This window comes from Agrobacterium sp. CGMCC 11546 (assembly GCF_013365515.1).
Taxonomy (GTDB): domain Bacteria; phylum Pseudomonadota; class Alphaproteobacteria; order Rhizobiales; family Rhizobiaceae; genus Agrobacterium; species Agrobacterium fabrum.
This window is the reverse complement of sequence record NZ_CP047387.1, coordinates 180,234-200,633: the sequence shown is the minus strand read 5'-3', so window position 1 is coordinate 200,633 and position 20,400 is coordinate 180,234. Positions and strand designations below refer to the sequence as shown.

General features: G+C 59.5%; 18 protein-coding genes and 1 pseudogene. 5 read left to right on the top strand and 14 right to left on the bottom strand.

The genetic code is table 11. The features are described 5' to 3' along the window. Positions 1–57: 57 nt before the first annotated feature. The 4 genes from infA to GSF67_RS00960 all read left to right on the top strand — a co-directional run bounded on the left by infA (position 58) and on the right by GSF67_RS00960 (position 2,152). Entirely contained in the window at positions 58–276 is a 219-nt protein-coding gene (gene infA / locus GSF67_RS00975) for a translation initiation factor IF-1 (protein ID WP_004432473.1), read from the top strand. A 33-nt stretch (positions 277–309) separates the two neighbouring features. Beyond that, the gene (locus GSF67_RS00970; RefSeq protein WP_006312937.1) at positions 310–933 is read left to right on the top strand and encodes a Maf-like protein; all 624 of its coding nucleotides are present in this window, start codon (positions 310–312) and stop codon (positions 931–933) included. Positions 934–937: 4 nt separating this feature from the next. Beyond that, a complete protein-coding gene (yacG, locus tag GSF67_RS00965; protein ID WP_006312936.1) occupies positions 938–1,165 on the top strand; it encodes a DNA gyrase inhibitor YacG in 228 nt (75 codons plus the stop codon). 150 nt (positions 1,166–1,315) lie between these two features. Continuing rightward, positions 1,316–2,152 (top strand): DUF6030 family protein, encoded by an 837-nt coding sequence (locus GSF67_RS00960; protein WP_035215308.1) that lies wholly within the window; start codon positions 1,316–1,318, stop codon positions 2,150–2,152. A 12-nt stretch (positions 2,153–2,164) separates the two neighbouring features. Here the strand turns inward: GSF67_RS00960 and galE are convergent, their stop codons facing one another. The 4 genes from galE to GSF67_RS00940 all read right to left on the bottom strand — a co-directional run bounded on the left by galE (position 2,165) and on the right by GSF67_RS00940 (position 5,568). Further along, positions 2,165–3,196 carry a UDP-glucose 4-epimerase GalE gene (gene galE, locus GSF67_RS00955; protein ID WP_006312934.1) on the bottom strand — a complete coding sequence of 344 codons (1,032 nt, stop codon included), beginning with the start codon at positions 3,194–3,196 and terminating at the stop codon, positions 2,165–2,167. Positions 3,197–3,526: 330 nt separating this feature from the next. Continuing rightward, complete coding sequence (locus GSF67_RS00950; protein ID WP_006312933.1) at positions 3,527–4,693, bottom strand: pyridoxal phosphate-dependent aminotransferase; 1,167 nt, start codon at positions 4,691–4,693, stop codon at positions 3,527–3,529. Between the two features lie 154 nt (positions 4,694–4,847). Beyond that, complete coding sequence (mscL, locus tag GSF67_RS00945) at positions 4,848–5,276, bottom strand: large conductance mechanosensitive channel protein MscL (RefSeq protein WP_006312932.1); 429 nt, start codon at positions 5,274–5,276, stop codon at positions 4,848–4,850. A gap of 109 nt (positions 5,277–5,385) precedes the next feature. Further along, on the bottom strand, positions 5,386–5,568 hold the full coding sequence (locus tag GSF67_RS00940; protein ID WP_006312931.1) for a hypothetical protein: 183 nt from the start codon (positions 5,566–5,568) through the stop codon (positions 5,386–5,388). A gap of 28 nt (positions 5,569–5,596) precedes the next feature. On the opposite strand from GSF67_RS00940, the gene GSF67_RS00935 reads away from it, so the two are divergent. Next, positions 5,597–9,106 (top strand): hybrid sensor histidine kinase/response regulator, encoded by a 3,510-nt coding sequence (locus tag GSF67_RS00935; RefSeq protein WP_006312930.1) that lies wholly within the window; start codon positions 5,597–5,599, stop codon positions 9,104–9,106. 54 nt (positions 9,107–9,160) lie between these two features. Here GSF67_RS00935 and GSF67_RS00930 read toward each other — a convergent pair whose 3' ends face one another. The 10 genes and pseudogenes from GSF67_RS00930 to GSF67_RS00885 all read right to left on the bottom strand — a co-directional run bounded on the left by GSF67_RS00930 (position 9,161) and on the right by GSF67_RS00885 (position 20,398). Then, on the bottom strand, positions 9,161–11,008 hold the full coding sequence (locus GSF67_RS00930; protein WP_035215307.1) for a methyl-accepting chemotaxis protein: 1,848 nt from the start codon (positions 11,006–11,008) through the stop codon (positions 9,161–9,163). 148 nt (positions 11,009–11,156) lie between these two features. Then, positions 11,157–11,857 (bottom strand): annotated as a pseudogene (visR, locus tag GSF67_RS00925) (transcriptional regulator VisR). Between the two features lie 53 nt (positions 11,858–11,910). Next, positions 11,911–12,642, bottom strand: a complete 732-nt coding sequence (gene visN / locus GSF67_RS00920) for a transcriptional regulator VisN (protein ID WP_006312928.1) — start codon at positions 12,640–12,642, stop codon at positions 11,911–11,913. Between the two features lie 370 nt (positions 12,643–13,012). Then, on the bottom strand, positions 13,013–14,695 hold the full coding sequence (gene fliF, locus GSF67_RS00915) for a flagellar basal-body MS-ring/collar protein FliF (RefSeq protein ID WP_006312927.1): 1,683 nt from the start codon (positions 14,693–14,695) through the stop codon (positions 13,013–13,015). Positions 14,696–14,821: 126 nt separating this feature from the next. Then, positions 14,822–15,205: a hypothetical protein gene (locus tag GSF67_RS00910; RefSeq protein ID WP_006312926.1), complete on the bottom strand. Its 384-nt coding sequence runs from the start codon at positions 15,203–15,205 to the stop codon at positions 14,822–14,824. Between the two features lie 14 nt (positions 15,206–15,219). After that, entirely contained in the window at positions 15,220–15,765 is a 546-nt protein-coding gene (gene cheD / locus GSF67_RS00905; RefSeq protein WP_006312925.1) for a chemoreceptor glutamine deamidase CheD, read from the bottom strand. Then, positions 15,762–16,151 (bottom strand): chemotaxis response regulator CheY2, encoded by a 390-nt coding sequence (gene cheY2 / locus GSF67_RS00900; RefSeq protein WP_006312924.1) that lies wholly within the window; start codon positions 16,149–16,151, stop codon positions 15,762–15,764. The genes cheD and cheY2 overlap by 4 nt, the downstream gene beginning before the upstream one ends. After that, positions 16,151–17,206: a protein-glutamate O-methylesterase CheB gene (gene cheB, locus GSF67_RS00895; protein WP_006312923.1), complete on the bottom strand. Its 1,056-nt coding sequence runs from the start codon at positions 17,204–17,206 to the stop codon at positions 16,151–16,153. Before cheB ends, cheY2 begins: the two co-directional genes overlap by 1 nt. After that, positions 17,203–18,111, bottom strand: coding sequence for a protein-glutamate O-methyltransferase CheR (cheR, locus tag GSF67_RS00890; RefSeq protein WP_121689918.1), 909 nt, complete (start codon positions 18,109–18,111; stop codon positions 17,203–17,205). Before cheR ends, cheB begins: the two co-directional genes overlap by 4 nt. A 13-nt stretch (positions 18,112–18,124) precedes the next feature. Next, a complete protein-coding gene (locus tag GSF67_RS00885) occupies positions 18,125–20,398 on the bottom strand; it encodes a chemotaxis protein CheA (protein WP_006313266.1) in 2,274 nt (757 codons plus the stop codon). Between the last annotated feature and the right edge of the window lie 2 nt (positions 20,399–20,400).

Below are 20,400 nucleotides of genomic sequence, written 5' to 3'. Positions count from 1 at the left end.
GCGCAATTTTCCCGGACAGGACACGTCCGGCACTATCAACAGGAAGAAAACCCTTACATGACAAAAGAAGAAGTCCTTGAATTCCCGGGCATCGTAACCGAATTGCTGCCGAACGCAACGTTCCGCGTGAAGCTTGAGAACGAACACGAGATCATCGCCCACACGGCGGGCCGCATGCGCAAGAACCGTATCCGCGTTCTGGCGGGCGACAAGGTGCTGGTCGAAATGACGCCTTACGACCTGACCAAGGGCCGCATCACCTATCGCTTCAAGTAATCCACCTTTCGCATCGGACGCCCGGGCCGCGCAATGACCAATTCAAAACAAAAGCTCGTTCTGGCATCCGGTTCGCCGCGACGTCTGGAGCTGTTGCATCAGATCGGTATCGAACCGGCACGTCTGATGCCGATGGATATTGACGAGACACCCGTAAAGCTCGAGCATCCACGCACGCTCTGCCGTCGTCTGTCGCAACAGAAGGCGGAAGCCGCGCAGGCGGCGCTGAAGAGCGAGCAGGCGTGGAAAGACGCCTATGTTCTGGGCTCCGATACGGTGGTCGCCGTTGGTCGCCGCATCGTCGGCAAGGCGGAATACACGGAAGAAGCCTCGGCGGCGCTGCACCTACTCTCGGGGCGCAGCCATTGGGTCTATACCGGCATCTGCCTGGTGACGCCTGACGGAAAAATCCGTCAGAAGGTGGCGGAGACCAAGGTGCGTTTCAAGCGCCTCTCCACGCGCGAGATCGACGCTTACATCGCTTCCGGCCAATGGCGCGGCAAGGCGGGAGCCTATGGCATTCAGGGTATTGCCGGCGCATTCGTGCAGAAACTGACCGGTTCCTACACCAATGTCGTGGGATTGCCGCTTTATGAGACCATGTCGCTTCTGTCCGGTGAAGGGTTTGAGGTGACGTCGGGCTGGCTCGACGGATAGTCCCATGGCAAAACCCTCCACAGAAGGCGCCGGAAAGGTCACCCCACTTCGCAAAACCCAGCCATGCCCGGAATGTCGCCGGCCGTCGACGCGGGAAAACTATCCCTTTTGTTCGGATCGCTGCCGCTCGCTCGATCTTGCCCGCTGGCTGAACGGCTCCTACGCCATTCCCGTTGCGGACGACGAAAGCAGCGCGGGTGGGCAGGACGGCGGCAAAAACAACTCCGAGTAAGAACCCGCATCGCCGGAAATTTCGGCGGTAAATTGCAAAAGATTTTTCAGAGCCTCCGCTCACACCTTATATTCACCGGGCTGCCCCCAGCCCGAAAAGCCATATCAGAATCGGCTGAGGTCTTTCTCCCAGCCCCCTTAAGGTCTTGCGATGGACGCAGGCTTGCAAAAGAGAGTGAGCTCTGGCGCACTGCTGTTTGCGGTGTTGGCCGTCTGTTTTGCCATAGGGGCGACGGTGCTGCTTGCCAATGACAAGAAGCATCTCAAGAGCCTGCTGACCTATCTCAATCTGGCGCCCGCCACACGCTTTGCCGAACCGCCACCAAAGATGAAGCACGCCAAGCGACAGAAGCTTGCAGCCAGAACGGTTTACCTGCCGCCGCACCTGCTGAAATTCGAACGGGCTGGCGATAGGCCATCTTTCGCCCGGGACTTCGTTATTTCCGGCAAAGACCTTTGCGACCGCTTCACCGCCGCCGGTTTTTCCAACCCGAAGGGATGGCAGGCCAGCCCGGTCAGCATCCGCAACTTCGAGTGCATGGCCGACCTTGCCGCGGTAAAGGCGGAAGACCCGGCACAGCGCGCATCGCTTTTCATTGACATCAGGGGAGAGGCTTCCGGCGACATTCGCTCCATCAGAATAAAGGCGGTTGCCCCGGAGACGCCTGACGGCGCCGCCATTTTAACGAAGCTTGAGAAAACGCTCACTTTGGTCATCGCGCAAACCCACTGGACTGATCTTGCCAGCATGCTTGAACCGGCTCGCAGGATGCAGGCCTATCAAGCGCAGCACTTCGGTATCTCAGTTTCCATCAAACCGGAACCAACCGCACCGCACCGGCTGAACGTGATTTTACTGGCGAGCGAGGAACCGCCGGGGGTGAAGCTGACACGCGCATTTTTCGACCGGGACCGTTGGCTTCGCCCGGCCGCACTTTCGGATCGGCCGATACCGCATCCTTCCGTCACGAAAAGCCACGTCCCGTGACATAAAGACGGCTCAGCCTATCGCTGCCAGCTTGCGCCGCATCGGCGGTATTCTGCCGCTTTGCTGGGCCTGACGCTTGGCTTCCCATTGAAGCGCAGTGCGAACGATGGTCGCCAGATCGTTGAAGCGAGGACGCCAGCCTAATTCCGACTGGATACGCGACGAATCCGCCACCATGGCCGCAATGTCACCCGGACGGCGGGGACAATGGATGACCGCGAATTCACATGCGGATTCGCGCTGTACGGCCTGGAGGACGTCCAGAACCGAATAACCGACACCATAACCGCAGTTCAGGGTTCGTGTACCGCCGCCGGCGCGCAGATGCGCCATGGCCAGCATATGCGCATCAATCAGATCGCTGACATGAATATAGTCGCGAACGCCGGTTCCATCGGCGGTCGGGTAATCCGTCCCGTAAACCTCCACCCGGTCGCGGCGGCCGGTCGCGGCTTCGCATGCAACCTTGATAAGGTTTGCAACGCCCGTCGGCGAAGGCCCGGCGCGGCCCTGCGGGTCGGCTCCGGCAACGTTGAAATAACGCAGCGCCACATAGTTGAAATCATGCGCCTGCACGACATCGCGCAGCATGATTTCGGACGCGAGTTTCGACAGGCCGTAGGGATTTTCCGGGCTCAGGATCGCCGTTTCAGGAACGGGACCATCAAAGGGCTGGTTTCCATAGACGGCGGCTGTTGAGGAGAAGATGAAATTGCGGATGCCGTTGCGAACCGCCGCGGCGACAAGCGCGCGGGTCGTGCCGGTATTGTTTTCGTAATATTCCAAGGGCTGGCTGATCGACTCGGGAACGCTGACGGACCCGGCAAAGTGGAAGATGGTCTCGATGTGGTTTTCTTCAAAAACCTGATCGAGCAAGGCGCGGTCGGCCGCATCTCCAAGATAAAAACGCGCCGCTGGCGCGACTGCCCAGCGCGACCCCGTGGAAAGCCGGTCGACGACAACGACCTCTTCCCCGGCATCGAGCAAAGCCCACACCATGTGGCTTCCTATATAACCGGCCCCACCCGTGACCAGAACAGCCATGACATTACTTCCCTGTTTGCTTTTCCTGAGCCTATCAAAGCCAATAATTCTTCATCATTGATTACTTGCACAGCGAATACACAACCGATCCCCCACCCCATTAAAAAGGTGGCTTACGATTGGTTAGCGCAATGAGTTTCTTTTTAGTGATTAGATGAAAATGTTCTCATATATGGAACAAGAAGCGCATATCACAGAAAATCCCCCACGTCGATGGTTACGCCGTGGGGTTGCAGTTTCAGGTCTCTACTGTGATTTTGTTGCCGATTTCCCTACCTCGGCGCGATGCCTTGCCCGTCAGGGGAAACCCGTTGCAGGGACGATCGAGGCTTACCTGCCGAGAATGTAAGACGCCAGCCGATCGGCCGCATCTTCTATCTGCCTGGGGTTGCGCAGGAAGCAGGCGCGCAGGAACAGTTCTCCGCCTGGGCCGAAGGCCGTGCCGGGCGCGAGGCCGACGCCGGTCTTGTCGACGATATCGAGCGCGGTGGCGCGACTGTCGGTGACGCCGTCGATCTTGAGGAAGGCATAAAGGGCGCCATCCGGTTTCAGGGTTTCCACACGGTTGGTGGCGATCAGCGCGTCACAGAGAATGTCGCGAGAGGTCAAAGCGCGTTCGTAGTTCTCGCGGATGAAACCATCACCGTGATCAAGGGCGGCGACGGCACCGCGCTGCATGAACTGCGCGACACCCGAGGTGGAATATTGAATGAGGTTTTCGATCACCTGACCGATGGCCAGCGGTGCAACAAGCCAGCCGACGCGCCAGCCGGTCATCGACCAGTTCTTCGAGAAGGAGTTGGCAAAGACGATCTTGTCGTCCGGTTCCATCACATCCAGGAAGGACGGCGCGCGGCTGCCGGCATAGTGATAAAGCGCATAGATTTCGTCCGCGACGATCCACAGATCGTGTTTGCGGGCGAGCGCCAGAACGTCACGAAGATTGTCGCGTGTTGCCGTCCATCCGGTGGGGTTGGAGGGCGTGTTGATGAAGAGCGCCTTCGTCTTGCCGGTAATCGCGCTTTCCAGCCTGTTGATATCGAGATCCCAACGACCATCGCGGAAATCGATGCCGACCGGAACCGCCTTTGCGCCGGCCACACCGATGGCGGCGACGATATTGGGCCAGGTGGGTGAGAGATACACCATCTCGTCACCCGGCGAGGTCAGCGCCTGCACGGCAAGCACGATTGCCTGCATGCCGGAACCGGTTGCGTAAAAATGCTCCGGCGGCAGCGACGCCGCGAAATGCCGCTCGTAATAGTGGCTCAGCGCCTGCCGCAATTCCGGAATGCCGCGCTGCCAGGTATAGAAGGTTTCGCCATTGTTCAGCCCATCGATGGCGGCCTGATTGATGAAGTCTGGGCTCGGCAGATCGCCTTCGCCAACCCAGAGCGGCAGGAGATTGTCCCGCCCGCGGGCATAATTCACGACTTCGACAATACCGCTCTCGGGCGCTGCCAGAGAGCGCGCACTCAGACTGTTCAAAATGGACATTAAAGACACTCCGTTTGGTGCCTTCTTATCGCATCAGATCAGCCATGTGCATGATATTCCGTGAGGCGATCATGGATTTTCTTTATGGATCATCCCCGGCAGGAACCCGCCGACCGCACAGGCAGGCAGAGCAGGCCGGGGATTGGTCCGGGTCTTAGCGCGCCTTCAACAGATCGCGGATTTCGGTGAGGAGTTTGACGTCTTCCGGCGGCGGAGCTGCGTCCGGCTTTTCTTCAATCTTCTTGCGGTCAACCGAATCGCGGAGCTTGTTGACACCCTTGACCATCAGGAAAATGATCCAGGCCAGGATGAGGAAGTTGATGAGAACCGTCAGGAAGTTACCATAGGCGAAGACGGCACCCTGTTCGCGGGCGGCAGCGAGCGAGGTGGCGTTGACGTTGGAGCTCAGCGGCAGGAAGTAGTTCGAGAAGTCGAACCCGCCGAAGATTGCGCCAACGATCGGCATGATGAGATCGTTGACAACGGAATCGACGATCTTGCTGAAAGCCGCACCGATAATAACACCCACGGCCAGGTCCATGACATTGCCGCGGGCAATGAAGGTTTTAAATTCGTTAAGCATTCAGATTGTCCCTCTCTCCTGCTTCGCGAGCTGAAGCTATGTGACTGTCCCTACGTCTTCAACCATACAGATTCCCTTACACATTTGGAATTCGTCAAGATTGCATTTATTAGCTTTTTTGCACCCTCTTGCTTGTCCGTCGAAACGGCATCGGCGGACGTGCTTCAGCGCTCTTTTTCATCGGTTTTCCGGACGTAAAACCGCCATGCACTTTTGTGGGCCATGCTTTCATCTTGAACTTTATGATCAGACCGCGCTCATTCTCAACGGTGCGGAATTCGCCTATGCTCATTCAAGGGAATTCCTGCATGGGAGGATGCGTGCTTCCTGGGTGGATCATATTTGGCTCGGCCTTCGCTTATATCCTCTTGTTGTTTGCGGTCGCGAGCTACGGGGACAGGAAAAGCCGTGAAAGAAACGCGCCAAAAAAGGGGCGTCCGTTCGTTTATGCGCTAAGCCTGGCGATATATTGCACCTCCTGGACCTATTTCGGCGGCGTGGGGCTCGCAGCCGATAAAGGACTTGAATTCCTCGGCATCTATACCGGCCCTATCCTTGCCTTCACCCTTGGCATGCCGATCATCCGCCGCATCGTCGATCTCGCCAAGACGGAAAAGCTGACCTCGGTTGCGGATTTCATCGCCGCCCGTTACGGCAAGAACTCCACCGTGGCGATGATCGTCGCCATCATCGCGCTGGTCGGTGCCATTCCCTATATCGCGCTGCAGCTGAAAGCGGTGTCCAGCTCCGTGGCAACGATGGTCGATCCCGGCGATTACGGTATCGGCAGCGGCAATCTCTATTTCCTCGATCTGCCGCTTGTCGTCACCCTCGTTATGGCCGGATTTGCCGTCATGTTCGGCACCCGCCACACAGACGCCACCGAACACCAGGACGGGCTTATTCTGGCGATTTCGATGGAATCACTGGTCAAGCTTGTCGCCATGTGCACGGTCGGCTTTTACGTGCTCTTCGTGCTTTTCGATGGCCCCGCACATCTGTGGCAGCTGGCGACTGATAATGAGCAAGCCATGCGGGCCATCTCCTATCACACGCCCATCAGCCGCTGGATCGTGATGACGTTGCTCTCCGGCTTTGCCATTATCCTGCTGCCGCGTCAGTTCCACGTCACCGTGGTCGAAAATCGCACGCCGGAAGAGCTGCGCATGGCGGGGTTCCTGCTGCCGCTCTATCTCATCGCCATCAACATCTTCGTGCTGCCGATCGCGCTCGCGGGTATCCTGACGCTGGGCGCCAATGGCGATGCCGATCTCTATGTGCTGCAACTGCCGCTCAATCATCAGATGCCTGTTGTCTCGCTGATCACCTTCATCGGCGGTTTTTCGGCGGCGACGGCAATGGTGATCGTCGCTTCGGTGGCGCTGTCGATCATGATTTCCAACGATATCGTCATGCCGATCTTCCTGCGGCAGAAGCTACTCAACCGCTCGCCGCACCGGGACGACTTCGCCAAGACGCTGCTCAACATCCGCAGGACGGCGATCTTTGCGGTGATGCTTTTGGGTTACGGTTATTACCGCGCCGCCGACAGCGCCACGGGCCTTGCCTCCATCGGCCTTCTGGCTTTCGCCGCCATCGCCCAAATGGCCCCTGCCCTCTTCGGCGGGCTGTTCTGGCGTCGCGCCAATGCCCGTGGCGCAATCGCGGGTCTCAGTTCGGGCTTCTTCGTCTGGGCCTATCTGCTGTTCCTGCCGAGCTTCGGCGGGCCGGACAATTTCGAAGTCGCGGCCAATATTCTCGGCTTCCTGTTTTCCGGCAGCACGGTGTTTAACGGTCCCGAAGCCGATCCTTTCGTGAATGCGGTCATCCTCAGCCTGCTCGTCAACAGCCTCGCATTCGTGCTGGGTTCGCTCTCGCGCAATCCGCGGCCGGTGGAGCGCATCCAGTCCGGTATCTTCGTCAAGCGCCATTCGAAATCGCAATTTGCCACGCGCGGCTGGAAAACCCGTGTCAGCGTCGGCGACCTCAAAAGCGCGATTGCCCGTTATCTTGGCGAAGAGCGCATGCTGCGCTCGCTTGCGACCTATGAGAAGACGGCGGGCAGGAAACTCAATGACGACCAGCCGGCGGATATGGCGCTGATCCATTTCTCTGAGCAATTGCTGGGCAGCGCCATCGGCTCCTCCTCCGCCCGCCTCGTGCTCTCGATCATTCTCCAGAAGGCGGAAGATACCAGCGCGGATACGGCCTGGCTGCTCGATCAGGCGAGCGAGGCGCTGCAGTATAATCAGGACATGTTGCAGACGGCGCTGGCGCAGATGGATCAGGGCATTGCCGTTTTCGACAGTTCGCAGCAGCTGACCATCTGGAACCGGCGGTTCCGCACCCTGCTGGACCTGCCAGAACAATTCGGCCAGGTGGGCGTGCCGCTGACCGAAATCGTGACCATGCTGCAGGAGCGCGGCGACATGCCGCCCGGCGATACGGATGAGCTAATCACCAGTTTCCTGACCATGGACCTGCCCTTCTCGCTGGTGCTGGCGGGCGGCGAGCGCATCATCGAGGTGCGCTCCAACACCATGCCGGACAAGGGTATCGTCGCCACCTTCACCGATATCACCCAGCGGGTGGCGAGCGACCAGGCACTGAAACAGGCGAATGAAACGCTGGAGCAGCGCGTGGAGGAACGCACCGTGGAGCTGACCCGCGTCAACCGCGCGCTGGCAGAGGCGAGAGCGTCGGCCGACGAAGCCAATATCGGCAAGACGCGGTTTTTCGCTGCCGCCGGTCACGATATTCTTCAACCGTTGAATGCCGCCCGCCTCTATTCCTCCTCGCTGGTTGAACGACTTGGCGCTTCTGGCGAAAGCGATCTCGTTCACAATATCGATTCGGCGCTGGAATCGGTGGAAACCATTCTCGGTGCGGTTCTCGATATTTCCCGCCTCGACACGGGCTCGATGAAGGCGCGGATGACATCGGTGCCACTCAATGAGCTATTGAAACGCATCGAGACCGATTTCGCGCCGATGGCGCAGGAGAAGAACCTCGATCTCGTTGTCATGCCAACGTCGCTCACGGTCCGCTCCGACCCGAATCTGCTGCGGCGGCTGATACAGAACCTCGTCTCCAACGCCATCAAATATACGCTTGAGGGCAAGGTGGTCGTCGGCGCGCGTCGTCGGGGCGGCGAGGTCGTCATCCAGGTGACGGATTCCGGTATCGGCATACCCGCCTCGAAATTCCGCACGGTCTTCAAGGAATTCGCCCGGCTGGACGAAGGGGCAAAAACGGCGTCTGGCCTTGGGCTCGGCCTTTCCATCGTCGATCGGCTATCACGCATGCTGCACCATCCGGTGCAGCTCATTTCCACCCCCGGCAAAGGCACGACCTTCCGCATCCATCTGCCGCGTGAGGCGGATCGTCTTGCTCCTGCCAAGACGGAGGGCGGGACAACCAGTCCCGCAGCAAGCGACCGTCTTCATGGCATTCGGGTGCTGTGCATCGACAACGAGCCGAAAATCCTCGAGGGCATGACGCTGCTTTTGACGGGATGGGGTTGCGATGTCTTGCCCGCAGGTTCCGTGGCGGCGCTGGAAGAACCCTTCCTCACTCTGGCCGCGGCCCCGGATGTCATCATCGCCGACTATCATCTTGATGATGGCGACGGTATCAGCGCCATCCGTCTCATCAGGACATTTTACGGCAAGACGATCCCTGCCCTGCTGGTAACGGCGGATCGCAGCCCGGAAGTGCGCAGCGATGCCGAAAAATATGGGATTTCCGTGCAGCACAAACCGGTCAAGCCGGCGGCGCTGCGTGCCTATATCAACCAGATATCCGGCACGGTGCGGGCAGCGGCCGAATAAAAACTCCCGGACCTTGCGATCCGGGAGCTGCATTGACCTTCAAAAATGGAGATATCAGGCCGCCCGGTTCAATCGGGCAGAACCGGCAGCAGACCCCTGCTCCATCTGGAACCGCTGTACCAGATCGAGCAGCGCTTCCACCTCGCCGGAGAGTACCCGGCTGGCCGCGCTCGACTGTTCGGCAAGCGCTGCATTCTGCTGTGTCATCTGGTCCATCTGGTTGACGGAGCCGTTGACGTTGTGAAGCGCGGAGGACTGGTCCTGCGTCGCCGTCGCGATGGTTTCGACATGCTGGCTGACGGTCACGATCTGCCGGCTGATGGCGGAAAGAACGGTGCCCGCCTCCTGCACCAGCTTCGAACCGGAGCTGACCTCGTGGGTCGACTGGTTGATGAGCTGCTTGATTTCACGGGCCGCATCGGCGGAGCGCTGGGCAAGCTCGCGCACTTCCTGCGCCACGACGGCGAAACCCTTGCCTGCTTCACCCGCGCGCGCCGCCTCGATGCCGGCATTAAGCGCCAGAAGATTGGTCTGGAAGGCGATGTCGTCGATGACCTCGATGATCTGCTCGATCTTGCGCGAGGCGCCTTCGATACGGCTCATGGCGTCGACGGCGTTGCTGACAACCGAACCGGAACTGTCGGCGCTCTGCTTGGTAACGCGCACGGCCTCGTTGGCCTCCCGTGCCCGCTCGGCCGACGATCTCACGGTAGCGGTGATCTCCTCCACGGCAGCGGCGGTCTCCTCCAGCGAGGCGGCCTGATTTTCCGTGCGTTTCGACAGATCGACCGAAGACTGTTCGATTTCGATGCCACTATTCTGAATGATGAGCGTGCGCTCACGGATCTGCCCCAGCGCATCGCGAAGGTTGAGCAGGGATTCGTTGAAATCCGTGCGCAGCCGGTCGAGGCGGCCTGCAAAGGGCGTCTCGATCGTGCGGCTCAGATCGCCACGCGAAAGCCTGCCGAGGCCGGAGGCGATCTCGCCCACTGCAAACTCGATCTGGCCGTCCAGTTCCTGCTTCTCGGCATCGTTGCGGTGACGCTCGGACTCGGCCGCGGAGCGTTCCTGCGCACTTTTGCCCTCGATCGCCAGCTTCTCAATCGCATTCTCGCGGAAAATCACCAGAGCGCGGGCGATATTGCCGAATTCATTGGTGTTGGTGGCGTAGGGGATCGGCGTTTCGAGATCGCCGTCCGAAAGCGATTTCACGGCATCTGTCAGCTTGCTAAGCGGTTGAAGCGTGCGCTTGATGACGAAATAGGCGAGTAATCCAACGCCAAGCATGGCAAGCGCGCCGCAAACCAGCATCATATCACGCAGGCTGTATATCTGCGCATTGTAGAAATCCATGGGCACGCCCACGAACAGGATGCCGACGGTTGCGCCGGTCTTGTTCGTGACCGGCATATAACCGGTCATGTAGCTGGTGCCGAACAGCGTGGCAGTGCCGAAATAGGCCTCGCCCTTGGAGACTTTTTCGAAAGCCGGATGATCGGTGGCAAGCTTGGTGCCTGCCGCTCTCTCACCCTTTTCATTCTTCAGATTGGTGGTCAGTCGAATGAATTCGCCGGCCTTGGCTTCGAAAACCGTGGCGATACCGCCGTTGCCCGCAGCCGTGCGGTCTACGAGATCGTTGTCGCGCATCGTGCCGATGCTGGCACGGCCTACACTCTTCAGGTCACCATCCACCATTTCGAGGGCAACGCCGCCAACCTTCATCTCGTAAAGGATGGCCATGCCCCGCATCGCGCCGTGCGTATCACGCAGCGCGGTGGTGATGATGTTGTCCTTCAAGCGAATGTAGGTCGAAAAACCAACTGCCGCCACGCTGAGCGTGATCAGGCCGATTGTCAGCGCGACGACCTTGCCAGCAACGGACTTAAAGAGCCGGTTGTGCATGAAACAGTTCCCCAAAGCCAAACTTATAAAAAGTTCTAATTGGCAACTGTTAAAAAAACGCGAAGTGCCGATGGCGCCTTTTAGCGGAGTGCAAAAGCCCAGCCAGGCGTTTGACCGGCTTAAGGGGACGGGAGAACCCCGTCCGCCATCAATGGATGTAACCGAGCCTGATGGCCTTGGCGATCGCCTGGATGCGGTTGACGGAATCGAGCTTGATCGTTGCCGAACCGAGATAGGCATTGACGGTGTGCACGGAAGGCCGAGCTTGACCGCAATCTCTTCGCTGATACGACCATCCCCCGCCAGCTGCAGGCAGGCAATTTCCCTCTCGCTCAGGGCTTCCGAAGGGGCAACCTTGCGCTCATCGAGCGCCAGCATGTCCACCATGATTTCGCAGCACTTGATATGCTGTTCGATCACGACCTCATTGTCGAGAATGAGATTGGTGCCGCAGAACACGATGTAGCCGTTGCCGATGGTGCCGAGCCGCACCGGCAGAGCCAGCCCCGCATAGGGCAATGTATCGTTCTCGATACGGCGCAGAAGCGCCGGCACATCGGGAAGATCGGCAAAGCCGCCGGCATTCTTGTTGCGCCAGATGACCGGCAAAAGTGACGTCTCGATATGGTCGAGCAGAATGTCGCCGACGGCGCGGATGAACTGCGCGCTCTGTTCTGCGGCATTCATGCCCCAGTTTTCCAGCTCGCAGGTCATCTTCTTCTTGTTGGGGAAGCCGGAAGCGGCAGCCTTCGTGACCACGAAGTTGCGCGCGCCGACCAGCTTCTGCATGGCGACAAGCTTCGGAAACAAATCCGACCGGCTCGTCACGACAGGGCTGCGGTAAAACATGCCCATTCGACCTGTACCCTCATTGTCTTTCGTCTGTACCATCCGTCCGACCATTATACGAGGTTGTTGCGCACGGCGTAGGCAATTGCCTCCGAGCGGGTTTTTGTCGCGGTTTTACGCATCACGCTTGTGATGTAATTATTGATCGTATTGCGTGAAATGCCAAGGATCATCGCAATTTCATCACTTGTCTTGCCTTCCGCGATCCAGAACAGGCACTCGAGCTCGCGCTCGGTGAGATCGATATCGCGCACGGTCTTTGCTTCGCTGGCGATGCCGAAGCTGACGCAATACCCCGTCAGCAGGGCGATTTCCCGCAGGCGCTCCGGTGACGGAACCGCTTCTTCCGGAAACAGCAGCAAAAGGGAAAGGCGGATGCGGCCCACACAAAAGGAGAGTGCCGAATATTGCCTGTCTATGCCATAGGGCACGGAAACATCGTCGGGAAGGAGAAGCAATCGCGGCTGAAGCAGTGAAAGGCACTTCTCCATTTCGCTCGACCGGTTCTGGCTGTTGGTGAGTTCAATGCCGAGCCTGCGGACCAGATCGAAAGGCCAGTCGGATGTGACGATGAATTTCAGCCCGGTTTCTTCGAGAAGATCATCTCGCGCCAGCAAATAATGCGAGGCGCCAGCATAGGTTACGAGCAGATCCAGTGCGCCTGCAACGTTACCGGCAGCAGCCGTGGCTGCGACGTTTTTAGCAAGCTGATCGCGCGGCAAGGGCTTACCCATGCCCTCCAGAGGCTTGGCAGACAGCCTGCGGATATCAACATCGACTTTCAATCGCCTACGCCCTCTTGCTCCCAGCGGGAGATTATACCTCGGGATGGAATCATTCCATTCAAGAAGCTTACCAAAACGGAATGGCGCGCCCCCGGAGACCGAATCACTTCATTTTATGGAACCGACCGGAGTTTGCCATTACCTGGCAACAGCCTTTCCACGTATTTCCCAGTTCGTCTATTGCTAAAAAAACATACTGAAAAGCTGTTCAATCCATAAACGGCATTCTCAGCCAATTCCCAGCAAACTGTATCGTTGCTGAATTTTTTGTAAACACTGTCCCGAAACGAGATTGCCACGATGTGCCCGCCAAGCATAGCAAAAACCCCAGAAACGGAAAAAAGGCCGGGTAAAGCCGGCCTTTTTGTCATTATGCTGCTTTTTCCACCGCCCATTTGCGCAGGATCTTGGCGGCTCTCTCCTCGCTGATTTCCACCATGCGGGAGAGCCTGCGTTCGGGCCCTTCGCGAACCCGGCGGTTGAATGTGCCTTCGCCATCGCCGCCAGCCAGAAGATCGTCGGTGCTGTCGAAACCGAAATCCGCCCCGAAACCTTCCATGAGACCACCTGCACCCGCCTCCATGCCCGGAGAGAAGTCCGGCAATTCGAGACCGGCGGACTCCTGGCTGAGCTGAGCCGCAGCCGAACCGTTGGCAGTGACCGTGCGGACCAGAGGGCGTACACCGAGCCAGACTACGAGGAAGGCGACGGCGACAAAGGCGAGTGAGTTGATGATGCCGGCGGAATTGCGGCTCAGCACTTCCATGACACCCGGGCCGCTGGCAGCCTCGTCAAGCAGCTGCGTTTCGAGGAAGTCCATCGCCGTCAGGGTGACAATGTCGCCGCGATCGGAAGAAATGCCTGCGGCCGAGGTGACAATCTTCTGCATTTCCGCAAGATAGGCGTCGATCTTGGCCTGATCGGCCGGTTCGCCGACCATCTTGGCAATACGGCCCTTGTTGACGACCACGGCAACCGAAATCTTTTCGAGGGTATAGCCGTTCTTGACCGTGGCAACCGTCTTGGAATTGATCTCGTAGTTGGTCTGCTCTTCCTTCTTTGCCGACTGATCGGAAGACTGCGGGCCACCACCACCGCCCTGGGGCGCGGCCTGCGGCACGTTCTGCTCCACGGTCGCGGCCGTATCCGGCTGCGTTTCCTGGGATTTCTGGTCTTCCTTCACCGTGCGAACGGAGCGCTCAACACGCGATTCCGGATCGTAAACCGTCTCCTGGACCTGGCGGCTGTCGGTATTGATCTGCGCCGTCACACTGGAGCGGAAATTGTCTATGCCGAGGAAAGGCGCCAGCGCCTTGTCGATATTGGTCGTAATTTCCTGCTGGACATTCTGGGCCAGCGTTAGCGAGCGGTTCATGGCAGCGTTGGTGACGTCGTCACCGGAGGCGAGAAGCTGGCCGGTCGAATCGAGCAGCGTCACGTCATCGACTTCGAGGCCAGGAACGGCCGAGGCGACGAGGTGGCGAATGGAGGCGGAGGCCTTGCGGCCTGCGGATGCGCTCGCGCGGATCATCACCGATGCCGTGGGTTTCTGTTCGCCACGGCGGAAATTGCCGACGTCAGGCAGGACGATATGAACGCGGGCAGCGGAAACGCCATCGATCTGCTGGATGGAGCGGCCGATCTCGCCCTCAAGGGCACGAACGCGCGTCACTTCCTGCATGAAGGACGTCAGGCCGAGGGAGCCGACATTGTCAAAAAGCTCGTAACCCGCATTGGCACTGTCGGGTAGGCCGCGTTCTGCCAGAAGCAGCCGTGCCTTGCTGGTGAGCCCGACCGGAACCTGAAGGCTGGAACCATCGGTCCCGACCTGAAAGTCCAGACCCGATTCGGCGAGTGCAATGCTGATCTTGTTGAGGTCACTTTTTTCAAGACCCACATAGAGGGTCTCGTAAGCAGGACGGTTCACATAAAGCGCTGCAGCCAGGATGATGGCCATGGACAATACGCCCACGCCGCCCAGCATCAGCAGCCGCGTCTGGCCCAGCGCCGCGACATTCTTCAAGACCTGAGGGATTTGATTTAACAGATTCATTCTGTTCCGCACCGTCATTCATAGAGTCCGAGACCTTTTGGCCCCGTCGTGACAATAGGGTGCGAAGCTTGCGCGAGCGTTGCCTTCCTCCGCATTCAGCGAAGGAAGGAACGGCCGGAATATGTTCTAGAAGAGGTCGAAGTCGCCGGAAGCCTTGTCGAGCGGCTGGGAATGGCCGTGGCGGAAGGCCGCGCCGAGCGCCTTTTGCATTTCGGCAAGCTTGACGAGGCTGAGCGCGGTGGAGACATCCACGAACCAGTCTGCGGGGATGGAGCCGGTGATGGTATCGATGAATTCGGCAAGGCCACGGGTTTTCTGGACGGCAAGGTCGATGCCCTGCAACAGCTTGACGCCTTCGGCGGACAATTGACCGCTGGTCACATCAAGCAATTGCGGCTCGATGCGCTCGATGAGATAGGCGACGTCGTGCAGTTCCGATACCACCCGCATCAGAACATCCGGCAGGGCTTCTTCGAACGGAGTGGTGGCGGTGTGCTCTGCAAGCTGCATTGGAAACTCCGTGACTAGAAAAATTCGATGTCGTTGGCGACGGGTTTGGGTGCCGGCACCGGACGCGTTTCCATGGCAACCGTCTTCTGGGTTTCCGCACCGCTGAGCGGATGCTGACGCGCACGCCCTGAGACCGGCCAGAACTCGATCTTGCGGCCATGATCCCCGCCCGTGGAGGAGCTGATGACCGGAATGCCTTCGTCCTTCAGGAACTGCATTGCGAAGATGGCATTCTGCTCGCCGACATTCGAGAAGCTGGCGATCGTCTTGGCGCCGCCGAAAACCTTGGCCTCCAGCCGGTCGCGGCGGGCGCCCTGCTTCAAAAGGCCGTTGATCAGCAGCTCCATGAGATGCACGCCATAACGCGTCGCATCTCCGCCGGTCACATTGCCCGTTCCCGGCAGCAGGAAGTGGTTCATTCCTCCGAGGCCGGCAACGGGGTCTCTCAGACAGGCGGCCACGCACGAACCGAGTATCGTCGTCATCACCACGTCGGGATCGCTGACAACCTTATACTCGCCCTGAATGATATGTACGCGCTTGGCCGCAGCTTCCATCATTTCAGCGATCCGAAAACCGCTTCGATGGCCGCGCGCATCTTGTCGATGGTGAAGGGCTTGGCCAGCACGTTGTTGGCACCGAGCTGGGCTGCCTTCTGCACCAGCGCGCGGTCACCCTGCGCGGTGAGAATGATGAAGGCGGCCTTCTTGGTGGTCGGGTTGGCCCGCACCGCGTGCAGGAAACCGAGGCCGTCCATCTTCGGCATGTTGAAGTCGGAGATGACGAGATGATGGGGCTGCTGCTCCATGATCTTCAATCCCTGCTCGCCGTCGCCAGCGGAGGTGATCTGCTTGAAGCCCAGCTGTGTCAGCGCATCGCTGAGGAGCAGCCGGCTGGTCACCTGATCGTCAACGATCAGAACTTTGATCTTTTCTGCGAGAGACATTAGTCAGCACCTTCTTTGCGGGCAGTGGTTAGTTTCAGGATTTCTTCGCCGATGGAGGCCAACGGCAATTGCTGTTCCACCGCGCCAAGCTCATAGGCCACGCGGGGCATGCCATAGACGACACATGTTTTTTCGTTCTGGCCAACAGTGCGCGCACCGGCATGGCGCATTTTCAAAAGCCCGGCCGCGCCATCGCGGCCCATGCCGGTCAAGATGACACCGACGGCGTTGCGTCCGGCAAGCTCGGCCACCGAATCGAACAGCACATCGACGGAGGGGCGATGGCCGTTGACGGGATCGCGGTCCAGAAGCCGGCAGCAGGGTGCGGACCGGTTGGCGATCTGTAAATGACGCTCACCGCCCGGCGCGAGGTAGATCTTGCCGGTCTGCAGGCGCGCGCCGTCCGTCGCCTCTTCCACCACGGGGGCGCAGATGCGGTTCAGCCTCTCCGCGAAACTCTTGGTGAAGGTCGGCGGCATGTGCTGGGTAATGACTGTCGGCGGGCAATTGGCCGGGAATTTCTGCAGCACGGCGATCAGTGCTTCGACGCCGCCGGTGGAGGAGCCGATGGCCACGACCTTACGGCCCGCCCGATATTCGCTCATCGGAACCGGCTGCGGCGCGGCAGCGGCTTCCGGCCGGGTGGCGCGGTAGGCGGCATGTTGCGAACGGGCGGCGGCCTTCACCTTGTCGGCCAGATCGCCGAAGGGGCGCGCGTCACCGGGAGCCGGCTTGCCGACACAGTCGAAAGCGCCGATTTCAAGCGCGGCAAGCGACGCATCCGCGCCGCGATGGGTCAGCGAGGAGACCATGATGACCGGCATGGGGCGCAGGCGCATGATCTTTTCGAGAAATTCGAGGCCATTCATCTCCGGCATCTCGATGTCGAGCGTCACGACATCGGGATTGAGCTGCTTGATGGCGGCACGTGCTTCCATGGCGTTGCCGGCTTGGCCGACCACTTCGACTTCCGGATCGGCCTTGAGGACGGCCGAAATCAGGCCGCGCATGGTGGGGGAGTCGTCAACGACGAGGACCCGTGCGAGTGCGCTCATGCCTTCCTCCCGGATGCGTGACCGATGAAGCGATAGGTGGTGATGCCGGTATTGTCGAACACGTTCTTGGCGTCACCGGACACACGTTCGGAATGGCCGATATAGAGGTGGCCACCTTCCGGCAGCAGGCCTGCGAAACGCGACCAGATGCGCACCTGCGTCGGCTCGTCGAAATAGATGACGACGTTACGGCAGAAGATGACGTCGAAATTGCCTTTGAAGGGCCATTGCGTCATCAGGTTCAGCTCGTTGAAGGTGATGAGACGCTTGACCTTGTCGTCGATGCGGAACTTGCGGCGACCGCCGGCATCGACCTCGGTGAACCATTGCTTGCGCATTGCGGGCGACACGGTTTCAAGCGCGTTGTCGTCGTAAACGCCGGCACGGGCCTGCGCCAGAATCTTCGGATCAATGTCCGTCGCCAGGATCTTGAAATCATAATCGGCCGCATTCGGGAACATGGCCAGTACGGTCAGCGCAATCGAATAGGGTTCCTGCCCGTCGGAGCAGGCCGCCGACCAGATGCGGACACGCCCGCCACTCTTGGCACGAGCGATGAGGCCCGGCAGGACCTCGTCACGCAGATGTTCGAAATGATGGTTCTCGCGGAAGAAGCGGGTGAAATTCGTCGTCAGGTGCGACAGCATTTCGCGACGCGGCTGCGCGCCCTCGGGCGAGGACACCAGCGCGCAATATTCGCGGAAGCCGGAAAGACCGAGATTGCGGATATGTTTCGAGAGGCGGGAATAGACCAGCGACGCCTTGGTGTCGTTGAGATAGATGCCCGCATCGGCATAGATCATCGCAGCGATCTCCGACAAATCGCGCCGTGTCAGCGGATATTCGCCGCTGGCAAGAACGTCGTCGGGAGACTGTCGCTGATCGCTGAGATTAAGTGCTGCCATTGGATATCCGCCTTCAACCCGTCGCCGCGAGTGACATTTCCTGTTTCAGTGGCTGTCCGCGCGAGGCGCTGACGATGGCATCGACATCCAGAATGAGCGCTACACGTCCGTCACCGAGAATGGTGGCGGCGGCGATGCCCGGAACATGGGTATAGTTGGCTTCCAAAGATTTGATGACGACCTGGCGCTGGCCCTGGATCGCATCGACCATCAGGGCGCGCTGGCCGCCGCCTTCCGATTCCACCAGAAGCGCCACACCTTCGACAGGATCGGCCTGGGTCGGGCGGAAGTTCAGGACACGACCGACATCCACCAGCGGGCAGAAGGAGTTGCGGATGGAGATCAGCCGCTGATTGGAGCCGAAGGAGTGGATGTTCTTCGCCTCGGGCTGCAGGGTTTCGACGATTGCCGTCAAAGGAACGACGAGCGTCTGGCCAGCAACGGTCACCACCATGCCGTCGAGAACGGCAAGCGTCAGCGGCAGGCTCATGGTGAAGGTTGAACCGAGACCGGGACGCGACGAGATGCTGATGCGACCGCCGAGCGCCTGAATGGAACGCTTGACCACATCCATGCCCACACCGCGGCCGGAAATGTCGGAAATCTTGTCTGCCGTCGAGAAGCCCGGCGCGAAGATCAGATTGTCGATCTCCTCGTCGGTCAGGTTCGCGTCGGCGGCGATGAGATCATTGTCGATCGCCTTCTGGCGGACGCGCTCGCGGTTGATGCCGGCGCCATCGTCCTGAAGCTCGATGAGGATGCGGCCCGAACGGTGCTTTGCCGAAAGCTTGATGGTGCCTTCCGGGTTCTTGCCCGCGGCTTCGCGCTTTTCCGGCGTCTCGATGCCATGGTCGACGGCATTGCGGATCATGTGGGTCAGGGGTTCGGCCAGCTTGTCGATGACCGTCTTGTCTACTTCCGTGTTCTCACCTTCGGTGACGAGGCGGATCTGCTTGCCGATCATGTCGGCGACTTCGCGGACGATACGCGACATGCGCTGGAAGACGGGCTTCACCGGCTGCGCGCGGATGGCCATGACGCTGTCCTGGATTTCGCGCGTCAGCTGCTGCAGCTCGTCCAGACCCATATTAACGGCGGAGGTGCCGCTCGCATCGTTTTCGATGACGCTCTGCGACAGCATCGCCTGATTGATGACAAGCTCGCCGACGAGATTGATCAGGCGGTCGACGCGATCGAGGTCGACGCGGATGGTCTGGCCGGCACTCGCATTGGCGGCGGCATTGGCGTTCGCCTGCGCTGCGGCCGGCGCTGCCGCCGCCTCACGCTTTTCGATGGCGGCGTTGACGCTCTGGGCGATCTGCGTCGTCGCGACGGCAGCTTCGACGGTTGCGGCAACGTAGGCATCTTCCATCGCGGGGGTCGCGACGGCGGGTTCGTCCTGCGCATCACCATCGAGAGCAGACAGATCGAACGGAACCGGGATCATCGGCAGTTCTTCTTCGTCCGCGGACGCGTCCGAAACAACTGCGGTGATTTCGAGATCGCAATCCCATTCGGCGAATTCGAAGACGCTGCGGATTCCTTCCTCACCCTTTTCGGTGGCGATGGAAACCGTCCAGGAGAGATAGGAAGCTTCAGGATCGAGCTTGTCGAGCGCCGGCAGTTCGGACATGTCGCAGTTGACGCTCATGTCACCGATGCGCGAGAGATCACGTAGCAGAAGTGCCGCCTCATTGCCCTTGGAATAAAGCGAGGCGTGCGGCTTGAACGTAATCTGGAAGGTCGGCGCCTCCATCAGCGGCGTCGTCTCGTCGGCAAAATCGGAAAAAGAGAACGGGATCGGCTCGAAACCGCTTTCATCCGTCGGCTTTGGTGCTGCGGGTGCCTTGACGGGTTCCGGCGCCTTTACAGCGACAGGAGCCGGCGCGGATGCCGGAACGGCTTCGCCATTGGCAAGCGCTTCCAGTTCCTTGACGAGGCCACGGGTGCGGCTTTCATCGACGCCGCCACCATCTCTTGCGGCGTTGGTCAGATCCGCCAGCACGTCGGCGGAGCGCAGCATGACTTTCAGAACGTCCTGTGTCGGTTCCAGCTTGTTGGAGCGAACGCAGTCGAGGGTCGTTTCAAAAACGTGGGCGAAGGCCACGAGATCATCGAGACCAAAGGCACCGGCCCCGCCCTTGATGGAATGAACGGCACGGAAAACGGCGTTGACGGTTTCCGGATCACGGTCGCCGTCATTCAATTTAAGAAGCCCCGATTCCAGTTCAGCGAGCTGTTCCTCGCACTCCTGGAAAAAGATTTCCTTGATTTCGTTCATATCCATCG